Source organism: Microcoleus sp. AT8-A3 (genome assembly GCF_036705675.1).
In the GTDB taxonomy this organism is placed as follows: domain Bacteria; phylum Cyanobacteriota; class Cyanobacteriia; order Cyanobacteriales; family Microcoleaceae; genus Microcoleus.
Genome location: NZ_JAUBVD010000076.1, coordinates 1 through 6,073 on the forward strand (window position 1 = coordinate 1; position 6,073 = coordinate 6,073).

Here is a 6,073-nt window from a genome sequence, read left to right on the forward strand (position 1 = left end):
GGATGCCAGACCAGCCTACGAAGACGAAGCGATCGCGTTTGAGCCAGTCGTCGAGGACATCAAATATGCCTCTTTCGGTCTGGGCGCGTCCGACTGCGATTGTCATTTACGCAAATCTCCAAATGGATATAATTACAACGGACGTTGTTCTAGTCACAACTTCCCACCTCATAGCTCTGCTGTAGCATAAAATGAGTGGAGTGTGAATATAATTTACGTTTCTTTACCGCTGATGATGATTATAAAGGGAAATCTTTACAATAGCAAGAGCGAATTTTAAGTTTTGAGTAAGTTGGTAGTTCTGACGGGCAAGGCAATAGATCAACTGGGTTTCGGAGCGATCGGGCGATCGCTCAAAGCAGGAAAATGATTGAGCAAGCGGGTTTCTCTCTCAATCGAGTATGAGAGAATCTGGGTTTCTGAGCTCAGGACAATTGCTCAAAGCAGGAAAATGATTGAGCAAGCGGGTTTCTCTCTCAATCGAGTATGAGAGAATCTGGGTTTCTGAGCTCAGGACAATTGCTCAAAGCCGGAAAATGATTGAGCAAGCGGGTTTCTCTCTCAATCGAGTAGGAGAGAATCCGGGTTTCTGAGCGATCGGCAATTGCTGAGCATGAAAATGATTGAGCAACCGCGGGTTAAAAACTAGAGATTGCTAGCGATCGACATTTTGAGTGAATTTAGCACCCAGATGCTAAACGGCAAGCCCCCTATTCCCTCAACCTAGTGGGGAATTACTTTTTTGACATACTCCCCTGCCTAAAGGCGAGAGGATTCTTAACACTTCATCGACCAATGCTACCGAAGTAGTCTTACGAGCGCCTCCATGTTCATTTTAAGTCGTGGCAATGCCCTATCCCGACTATATGTATCGTTTTGTTTAAAAAACATTAACAATACTTTGTTTTGCTTCCAGGTTGGATTTTAACCATTGCCCTTGGGTCTTTCCCTATTACTGGATCAGTCCCGGTTTCAACTCAAGATGAGTATATATCGCTGCAATCTTAGGTGGGGATTTCAACCAATTAAACTATAGCATAAAGCCGTCCTAAAAGGACGGGGCTTGCATCCCATTTTCTCTGTCAATCAAAATCCGCCTCAATGATTCAACAAAAATGTTGTCTTGGCTGTCATATTCGGTAAAGAACTGCTTACGATTGGGCGTTTTACGATTTGGCGTTTGCGGTGGCTTTACCTGTAATCATTTTAGGTTAAATCCTATAGATTTAACTAGGTTTGTAACAAACTGTTACGAACCCGCAAGACTTAGGAAATGTCACAAGCGCTTTAGGGTGGTCTAGCCCCACAGCATTACCCACCAACTAAACGATAAACATCGGAACATCTGGACGTTTTAGTTGCCAACTTAAATAATTGGGCAGCTTACTCAACAGCACCTAAAGCTTTTAGCAAGGATTTTTGCCCTTGAGTTAAACCTGTAACGCCCTTGATATTCATGCCTTCATAAATTCTTGAAGGGGAGAGATTTTTGTCATACTTCTCCATTTCAACAGTTGAAAATTCAATGGTTTGTTCGCGGTCATCTCTAACTAAATTATGACTATTTTCTATGGGTGTACTAAAAACAGATTTGGCCAAATTAGATCCAGAAAAGTTAACTTTGTACAGATTAACACCCCTCATATCTGCTTGCCAAATAGTGATATCAGAAAAATCAGCGCCCGTTAAATCTAGTTGAAGTTGACATAATAAATTGAAGATATTACCAGCCCCATATCCGGGTGCTACACCCTGCTCTGCTAATTTGATTAAAATGTAATTGAGTTTTTCGGCTAACTTTTCGGTGGTGTTGTACGTAACTAGGAGTCGGGAAATTAAAGGCGTAACAATGGCGCTAATTTGATTTTTTCTGACCGACTCTTCGGCTGTAGCTTTAATCAGAGCATAGTTTTGAATAAAAGGAAATAAGGAACAAGAGGATGTAGAACTATTGCACTCTTCTCTAGTAATTTCTTGGTATAGTTGCTCAATTATTTTTTCTGTGATATAATCTCTGATTAATGGCTGCTGAGTGAAGCCAAAAATACTTTTTTCCGGGACTTGAATTGCGGCTTTTTCAATGAGAGAGCGCCACTGGAGAGATTCTAAGCTTTCTAATAATTCTGCGTGGAAAACGGGCGGGACGATATCATTTAGAAGTTCTGTAGGCAAAACTGGTTCTCGGTTAATGGCTAACCAGTAAATAATTTGTTTCTCTATCGGAGATAAGCGATTAAATTGTTCATCTAACCAAAGGCGAATGCCATTAAAAATAGTTTCTTCTTGTTCAAAGAAATCTCGAATATTTCCCGCAAATAAATCTTGTATGGAACTCGCTGCTATTTTTAAAGCTATAGGATTACCTTGGTAGCATTTTATTAGTTCCGCTTCTTCAGCAGGGGTTCCTATTAAAGACTTAAGTTTGAGGATTTCCTTGGCTGCGAATGGTGCTAAACCTTGAAGTTGCAAGCATCGGACGGGTAAAGTTGCTCCGGTTAAAGATGCAATTTCTCTCGCTTTTTCTCTGCTGACAATTAGCACGCAACTTTGGTGATTGGTTTCAGCAATTTGTCTCAGAAGTTGGCTGTAGTTAGAGAATCCGTCGCGGTAAGTGCCTGCATAGCTACCACTCTGGCAAAGGAAGTCTAAATCATCAAGGATAATCAGACACCGATGCTGCTGTAAATACTTGATAAGAAGAGAGATGCGTTCGCCTACAACCTGGGGTAAATCGGGATTTTGCTCCTTTGATAAAAATTGGATAATTTTAGCTAATTCTTCGGGTAAAGGTGAACTATCTCGCAGGCTTTTCCAGATGACAAATTCAAATTCACTTTGAATTTCTTCTGCTAACTTTACCGATAAAGCAGTTTTGCCAATCCCGCCCATACCGATCAGGGTAATTAAGCGGCAACGATCTTGTAAAATCCAATGTTTAAGGGTAGCTAATTCTTGAGTACGGCCGTAGAAAATAGAAACGTCGATCGCCTCTGATAAATTGTGGTGGGTTTTTGTTACTAAGGAAGGATTTGGGAAGGCGATCGCTTGTTCCTCTGGATAACGTTTTAAGCCCAAAGCTTCCCAAAGGTGACAATTAGCCCAACAATCGGGCAAATGGGGTGATGTTGTTGTCGGTGTTTTATCTGGAGACGGGCGTGTACATGATTCAAGGATTGAGTGAATATTGCGTTTTGTGACTTGAGTTCCCAATGCCAAAGAAATTGTTCGCCATAATTGGGAACCAATATCTTTTAAGTAGTCGGCATCGTATCCTGATGTATCCGCCATGTTTTGATAAGACTGTCCTTGCCAAGATTGGCGGAATACTAGGTCTTGAACGTCGTTTAAGTGGCCTGGTTTGAGTAGGGTGTCTAAAATGGCTAAGGCTTCTTCGAGAGTCATTAGCTGTAAGTGTAAAACAGTGACTAAGTAATTACTCTTATAGACTATCACTTTTTCTAACTCTTGTTACTTTTTTTTACTTTATTTATCAAATCTTCATATAAACTTCTGGCCTTTTCTGACTTTTTCCCACTGTGGAGGTTGAGGTCAGAAGGTTATTGTGTAACTACGAACTAAAGGACTCGTGAGCATAAGGTAAGTATGAAAAAAATCTGTAAATTGCCAACTATGTAACACCTTCTCTTATCACGAACACTTTGGAAATTAGTATCGATTCACTAAATTAACAACCTATCATTCAGAGAGGAACTGAAATGTTCACCCATAAACCTCCAAAATCTCCATACAATATTCTTTCTTTTGACGGTGGCGTAATTCGTGGTCTTTTAACGGCGGTTTTGCTAGAAAAGCTAGAAGAAGAGCTACAGGAAAAGAATCCCGAAAAGGAATTAAAAGATTACTTTGATATCATTGCCGGAACTTCCACAGGTAGCCTCATTGCTTGCGGAATAGCTAGTGGACTTTCCGCCAAACAACTGAAGGGATTTTACCTAGAAAATGGCATGAAAATTTTTCCTAATTTCAAAGAGACTTTGAAAGTTTGGTTGGGTGAGGTGATTCAGGAAAATATTGACTTCAGCAAATTAGATCCTTTACATCTATTTTGTCAAGAAGATAAGAATGACAAGAAATTTATGCTTCAACCTTTCTCCGATGGCAAAGGTCTGGAGGAGGTAATCAAAAGTGTATTTGGCTGTCAGGAATTTGGTCAATTGCCAAAATTAGTAGTCATCCCAAGCTACGATGTCTATAATCACGATGCTGTAATCTTCAAGAACTATCGAGAAGAGTATAAAACAATGCCAGTGTGGGAAGTTTGTAGAGCATCGTGCGCTGCACCTATGGCTTTTCCGGCTCACGTTACCCAGAATAAGGAATTTCTTAAATCTCTTAAAGTAAAGGCAACAACAGCTACCAAAGCAGGGAAAGAGACAACTATAAAAATCCCGGATGAAGGTATCCCTTTAATTGATGGCGGTGTTGTTGCCAATAACCCTGTACTTTGTGCGATCGCCGAAGGACGCAAACAATTTAAAGATTTTCCTTCTGTAGTCGCTTCTTTTGGTTCTGGTATGGCTTTGAATCGGATTACAGTTGAAGAAGCGAAAGAGTGGGGTAGCTTGAATTGGGTAAGTATAGTCAAAGGTATCCCGATGCTAGATGTATTGTTTGATGGTTCAAATGATGCCAATGATTATGTTGCCAAAGAATTACTTGAGGGAGAGAGCGAATACTTCCGCTTTCAACCGCTTCTGACAGAGAATGTCAAGGCTTTTAGTGCCGATCCAGATAATCTCTATTTATTGGTTGAGATAGCAGAAGAATTCCTTAAAACTAAGGAATGCAAGGAGGATATGAGTAAGCTTGTTAAATCTCTGACATCGCATCATTCCTTCTTGGATTCTATGCGGGAGGTAATTCCTCATTTGAGTCAATCGTAAGAGCACTATTGAGTCAAGATCAGAAAATTTCTTCCCCTGCAAGGATTTCTGGCATTCTCTGAGAGAAATTAGCCCACTAATTTCGATCTGACTTACGCATAAAGTCCTAGAAACTGGGTTTTTTACGAAAATACTTCGTTGAAGGCCACAGATTCAGTAAAAAACCTGGTTTCTTTAGTCGATATTGATGTTGAGTTACAGAAATTCCAACATCATTCATTTCAACAAATTTTAATTCTTGAGGTAAACTACCATGGCTACTTCTGATATAAAATCTGGTCAATTGGATAACAATGACATTATTTTTCCAGTTCCCCCTGAACTTAGTGGCTTCACCCGGGCTGATGAATATGACTTGAATACAGATGCGATCGGGGAAGCACTCAAGCTGGCTCTTACAACTACAGATCGAAACAGCAAATATGATCCGTTTCTGCAAGTTATAGATGTCAATACGGGTCGGGTGGTTGCTGATTCAGACGATGGATCTTCAGAGAGTCTAAACTCATTGATTGAAGCCGGTCAGCCTGCCGGAAATATTGATTTATTTGACGATCCGGCAATTCCTAATTCTTTGACAATTGACGGCAGCGCCAAGTACAAAGTCCGCGTCACCAGCGTGAATTCATTTACCAGCCCGTCGTCTACTTATCCCTACAGTTTGCGGGCCAGCGTTCCTAATGGTAATGTTAGTTTAGTTGCGAGAGGTAGCAACTTCAGCAGCAGCCCTCTAACGGGCAACTCTATCACCTTCGCTGGTAAATTGGAGAGCGCCAAAGACTTTACTTTTCCGGTCAAGGCTCCCAGTAGTGGCAGCACACTTGCTGATGAATTTCAAGTCAAAATATCCTCGGTGGGCGAACCGATCAAAATTTCCCTCAGCAGCACGACAAATGGCTTTGACCCTTATGTGGAAGTTGTCAACGCTAATACTGGGGAAGTTGTTGACTTCAATGATGACGGTGGCGGTGGTAAGAATGCGCTGCTTTCTGTCCCGTACCAAGCAAATACTGAATACAGAATCCGTGTCAGCAGTAAAACTGCATTAGCTTCCTCTGCTGATTACAGCTTACAGGTCAGCACTTCTTCGGGCAATACTGTCACTTTGACCCCCCGGAGTGGTGACACCGGATCATCGTCGAACAGTGGCGGTAACGGAACATCGACAG

2 protein-coding genes and 1 pseudogene are annotated in these 6,073 nt (G+C 41.2%); 2 read left to right on the forward strand and 1 reads right to left on the reverse strand.

What is annotated here, in order from left to right; all coding sequences use genetic code 11:
* Positions 1-1,383: 1,383 nt before the first annotated feature.
* Positions 1,384-3,402 carry an NB-ARC domain-containing protein gene (locus QUB51_RS27225; RefSeq protein WP_333212292.1) on the reverse strand — a complete coding sequence of 673 codons (2,019 nt, stop codon included), beginning with the start codon at positions 3,400-3,402 and terminating at the stop codon, positions 1,384-1,386.
* A 314-nt stretch (positions 3,403-3,716) separates the two neighbouring features.
* On the opposite strand from QUB51_RS27225, the gene QUB51_RS27230 reads away from it, so the two are divergent.
* Together QUB51_RS27230 and QUB51_RS27235 are read left to right on the forward strand one after the other, a co-directional pair.
* Positions 3,717-4,904 carry a patatin-like phospholipase family protein gene (locus QUB51_RS27230; RefSeq protein ID WP_333212294.1) on the forward strand — a complete coding sequence of 396 codons (1,188 nt, stop codon included), beginning with the start codon at positions 3,717-3,719 and terminating at the stop codon, positions 4,902-4,904.
* 253 nt (positions 4,905-5,157) lie between these two features.
* Positions 5,158-6,073: pseudogene (locus tag QUB51_RS27235) on the forward strand (calcium-binding protein); the annotation flags it as partial.